The sequence below is a fragment of the Streptomyces monticola genome (assembly GCF_042665355.1).
GTDB classification, from domain to species: Bacteria; Actinomycetota; Actinomycetes; order Streptomycetales; family Streptomycetaceae; genus Streptomyces; species Streptomyces monticola.
In genome coordinates this window covers 1-5,259 of record NZ_JBHTCF010000053.1, presented here as the reverse complement: position 1 = coordinate 5,259, position 5,259 = coordinate 1, and the positions used below count along the sequence as shown (strand labels likewise).

The following is a 5,259-nucleotide window of genomic DNA, read 5'->3' as shown; positions in this document are numbered from 1 at the left end:
AACACAGTGGACGCGAGCAACTGAGGACAAGCCCTCGGCCTATTAGTACCGGTCAGCTCCACCCCTTACAGGGCTTCCACATCCGGCCTATCAACCCAGTCGTCTACTGGGAGCCTTAACCAATCAAGTTGGTGGGAGCCCTCATCTCGAAGCAGGCTTCCCGCTTAGATGCTTTCAGCGGTTATCCTTTCCGAACGTAGCCAACCAGCCATGCCCTTGGCAGGACAACTGGCACACCAGAGGTTCGTCCGTCCCGGTCCTCTCGTACTAGGGACAGCCCTTCTCAAGACTCCTACGCGCACAGCGGATAGGGACCGAACTGTCTCACGACGTTCTAAACCCAGCTCGCGTACCGCTTTAATGGGCGAACAGCCCAACCCTTGGGACCGACTCCAGCCCCAGGATGCGACGAGCCGACATCGAGGTGCCAAACCATCCCGTCGATATGGACTCTTGGGGAAGATCAGCCTGTTATCCCCGGGGTACCTTTTATCCGTTGAGCGACGGCGCTTCCACAAGCCACCGCCGGATCACTAGTCCCGACTTTCGTCCCTGCTCGACCCGTCGGTCTCACAGTCAAGCTCCCTTGTGCACTTACACTCAACACCTGATTGCCAACCAGGCTGAGGGAACCTTTGGGCGCCTCCGTTACCCTTTGGGAGGCAACCGCCCCAGTTAAACTACCCATCAGACACTGTCCCTGATCCGGATCACGGACCCAGGTTAGACATCCAGCACGACCAGAGTGGTATTTCAACGACGACTCCCCCGCCACTGGCGTGACGAGTTCAAAGTCTCCCACCTATCCTACACAAGCCGAACCGAACACCAATATCAAACTGTAGTAAAGGTCCCGGGGTCTTTCCGTCCTGCTGCGCGAAACGAGCATCTTTACTCGTAGTGCAATTTCACCGGGCCTATGGTTGAGACAGTCGAGAAGTCGTTACGCCATTCGTGCAGGTCGGAACTTACCCGACAAGGAATTTCGCTACCTTAGGATGGTTATAGTTACCACCGCCGTTTACTGGCGCTTAAGTTCTCAGCTTCGCCACCCCGAAGAGTGACTAACCGGTCCCCTTAACGTTCCAGCACCGGGCAGGCGTCAGTCCGTATACATCGCCTTACGGCTTCGCACGGACCTGTGTTTTTAGTAAACAGTCGCTTCTCGCTGGTCTCTGCGGCCACCCCCAGCTCAGACAGTAAATGCCATCACCAGGAATGGCCCCCCTTCTCCCGAAGTTACGGGGGCATTTTGCCGAGTTCCTTAACCATAGTTCACCCGAACGCCTCGGTATTCTCTACCTGACCACCTGAGTCGGTTTAGGGTACGGGCCGCCATGAAACTCGCTAGAGGCTTTTCTCGACAGCATAGGATCATCCACTTCACCACAATCGGCTCGGCATCAGGTCTCACCCACATGTCATCCGGATTTGCCTGGATGACGGGCTACACCCTTACCCCGGGACAACCACCGCCCGGGCTGGACTACCTTCCTGCGTCACCCCATCACTCACCTACTACCACCTTGGGTCAGCGGCTCCACCACTCCCACCCACAGCAAAGCTGGAGGCAGGCGGCTTCACGGCCTTAGCATTAATGGGCTCGATGTTGGGCGCTTCAAAGCGGGTACCGGAATATCAACCGGTTGTCCATCGACTACGCCTGTCGGCCTCGCCTTAGGTCCCGACTTACCCTGGGCAGATCAGCTTGACCCAGGAACCCTTAGTCAATCGGCGCACACGTTTCTCACGTGTGTATCGCTACTCATGCCTGCATTCTCACTCGTGAACCGTCCACAACTCGCTTCCGCGGCTGCTTCACCCGGCACACGACGCTCCCCTACCCAACCCAGCAACCGTTAGGTCTCATGCTGGATTGACACGACTTCGGCGGTACGCTTGAGCCCCGCTACATTGTCGGCGCGGAATCACTTGACCAGTGAGCTATTACGCACTCTTTCAAGGGTGGCTGCTTCTAAGCCAACCTCCTGGTTGTCTCTGCGACTCCACATCCTTTCCCACTTAGCGTACGCTTAGGGGCCTTAGTCGATGCTCTGGGCTGTTTCCCTCTCGACCATGGAGCTTATCCCCCACAGTCTCACTGCCGCGCTCTCACTTACCGGCATTCGGAGTTTGGCTAAGGTCAGTAACCCGGTAGGGCCCATCGCCTATCCAGTGCTCTACCTCCGGCAAGAAACACACGACGCTGCACCTAAATGCATTTCGGGGAGAACCAGCTATCACGGAGTTTGATTGGCCTTTCACCCCTAACCACAGGTCATCCCCCAGGTTTTCAACCCTGGTGGGTTCGGTCCTCCACGACCTCTTACAGCCGCTTCAACCTGCCCATGGCTAGATCACTCCGCTTCGGGTCTAGAGCGTGCAACTCCCTCGCCCTATTCGGACTCGCTTTCGCTACGGCTTCCCCACACGGGTTAACCTCGCTACACACCGCTAACTCGCAGGCTCATTCTTCAAAAGGCACGCAGTCACGACGCACCGAGCAAGCTCGATGCGCGACGCTCCCACGGCTTGTAGGCACACGGTTTCAGGTACTATTTCACTCCGCTCCCGCGGTACTTTTCACCATTCCCTCACGGTACTATCCGCTATCGGTCACCAGGGAATATTTAGGCTTAGCGGGTGGTCCCGCCAGATTCACACGGGATTTCTCGGGCCCCGTGCTACTTGGGTGTTTCTCAAACGAGCCGCTGATGTTTCGACTACGGGGGTCTTACCCTCTACGCCGGACCTTTCGCATGTCCTTCGCCTACATCAACGGTTTCTGACTCGCCGACCGGCCGGCAGACCGGTCAAGAGAAATCCCACAACCCCGTATACGCAACCCCTGCCGGGTCTCACACGCATACGGTTTGGCCTCATCCAGTTTCGCTCGCCACTACTCCCGGAATCACGGTTGTTTTCTCTTCCTGAGGGTACTGAGATGTTTCACTTCCCCTCGTTCCCTCCACACTGCCTATGTGTTCAGCAGCGGGTGACAGCCCATGACGACTGCCGGGTTTCCCCATTCGGAAACCCCCGGATCAAAGCCTGGTTGACGACTCCCCGGGGACTATCGTGGCCTCCCACGTCCTTCATCGGTTCCTGGTGCCAAGGCATCCACCGTGCGCCCTTAAAAACTTGGCCACAGATGCTCGCGTCCACTGTGCAGTTCTCAAACAACGACCAACCACCCGCCACCCCACCAGCAAAACCAGTGAGTACACCGGGGTCGGCACTGAAGGCAGCCATTCCGGCCGTACCCTCAGATACCCAACAGCGTGCCCGACACGATCCCCACCCTGGATCCGCGTTCCACGCTCCGAAGAGCAGTACTAGCGGCCCGAGTTGGCCGATCGTGCCGAGTAGTCAACGTTCCACCCATGAGCAACCAGCATCAGACATTCGCTGATGTACTGGCCTCTGACCAAGCACCCGGAGGCTCTTGGTGAGAAGTGCTCCTTAGAAAGGAGGTGATCCAGCCGCACCTTCCGGTACGGCTACCTTGTTACGACTTCGTCCCAATCGCCAGTCCCACCTTCGACAGCTCCCTCCCACAAGGGGTTGGGCCACCGGCTTCGGGTGTTACCGACTTTCGTGACGTGACGGGCGGTGTGTACAAGGCCCGGGAACGTATTCACCGCAGCAATGCTGATCTGCGATTACTAGCGACTCCGACTTCATGGGGTCGAGTTGCAGACCCCAATCCGAACTGAGACCGGCTTTTTGAGATTCGCTCCACCTCGCGGTATCGCAGCTCATTGTACCGGCCATTGTAGCACGTGTGCAGCCCAAGACATAAGGGGCATGATGACTTGACGTCGTCCCCACCTTCCTCCGAGTTGACCCCGGCGGTCTCCCGTGAGTCCCCAGCACCACAAGGGCCTGCTGGCAACACGGGACAAGGGTTGCGCTCGTTGCGGGACTTAACCCAACATCTCACGACACGAGCTGACGACAGCCATGCACCACCTGTACACCGACCACAAGGGGGCGCCTGTCTCCAGACGTTTCCGGTGTATGTCAAGCCTTGGTAAGGTTCTTCGCGTTGCGTCGAATTAAGCCACATGCTCCGCCGCTTGTGCGGGCCCCCGTCAATTCCTTTGAGTTTTAGCCTTGCGGCCGTACTCCCCAGGCGGGGCACTTAATGCGTTAGCTGCGGCACGGACGACGTGGAATGTCGCCCACACCTAGTGCCCACCGTTTACGGCGTGGACTACCAGGGTATCTAATCCTGTTCGCTCCCCACGCTTTCGCTCCTCAGCGTCAGTATCGGCCCAGAGATCCGCCTTCGCCACCGGTGTTCCTCCTGATATCTGCGCATTTCACCGCTACACCAGGAATTCCGATCTCCCCTACCGAACTCTAGCCTGCCCGTATCGACTGCAGACCCGGGGTTAAGCCCCGGGCTTTCACAACCGACGCGACAAGCCGCCTACGAGCTCTTTACGCCCAATAATTCCGGACAACGCTTGCGCCCTACGTATTACCGCGGCTGCTGGCACGTAGTTAGCCGGCGCTTCTTCTGCAGGTACCGTCACTTTCGCTTCTTCCCTGCTGAAAGAGGTTTACAACCCGAAGGCCGTCATCCCTCACGCGGCGTCGCTGCATCAGGCTTTCGCCCATTGTGCAATATTCCCCACTGCTGCCTCCCGTAGGAGTCTGGGCCGTGTCTCAGTCCCAGTGTGGCCGGTCGCCCTCTCAGGCCGGCTACCCGTCGTCGCCTTGGTAGGCCATCACCCCACCAACTAGCTGATAGGCCGCGGGCTCATCCTTCACCGCCGGAGCTTTCCACACGAAGATCATGCGATCCCGTGTCGTATCCGGTATTAGACCCCGTTTCCAGGGCTTGTCCCAGAGTGAAGGGCAGATTGCCCACGTGTTACTCACCCGTTCGCCACTAATCCACCACCGAAGCGGCTTCATCGTTCGACTTGCATGTGTTAAGCACGCCGCCAGCGTTCGTCCTGAGCCAGGATCAAACTCTCCGTGAATGTTTACCGGTAATCCGGTCGACACACACGAGAGCGGAACAACCAGGAGGAATAATCCCGGTCGTTCACAGCGTCCTCGCTGTGTTTGCCTGCCACACACAATGGCGGCAGGACTTTCAAAGGAACCACGTCCCAGCCATGATGGCCGGAGACGGGGTATCAACATATCTGGCGTTGACTTTTGGCACGCTGTTGAGTTCTCAAGGAACGGACGCTTCCTTTGTACTCACCCTCTCGGGCTTTCCTCCGGGCGCTTCCCTTCGGT

General features: G+C 58.0%; 2 rRNA genes. Both read right to left on the bottom strand.

The features are described from left to right. Nucleotides 1-22 precede the first annotated feature (22 nt). Nucleotides 23-3,147: ribosomal RNA gene (locus ACFQVC_RS42340) — 23S ribosomal RNA — on the bottom strand. A 319-nt stretch (nucleotides 3,148-3,466) separates the two neighbouring features. Continuing rightward, nucleotides 3,467-4,994 (bottom strand): 16S ribosomal RNA (locus ACFQVC_RS42335). The 16S and 23S rRNA genes sit together here, the layout of an rRNA operon. Between the last annotated feature and the right edge of the window lie 265 nt (nucleotides 4,995-5,259).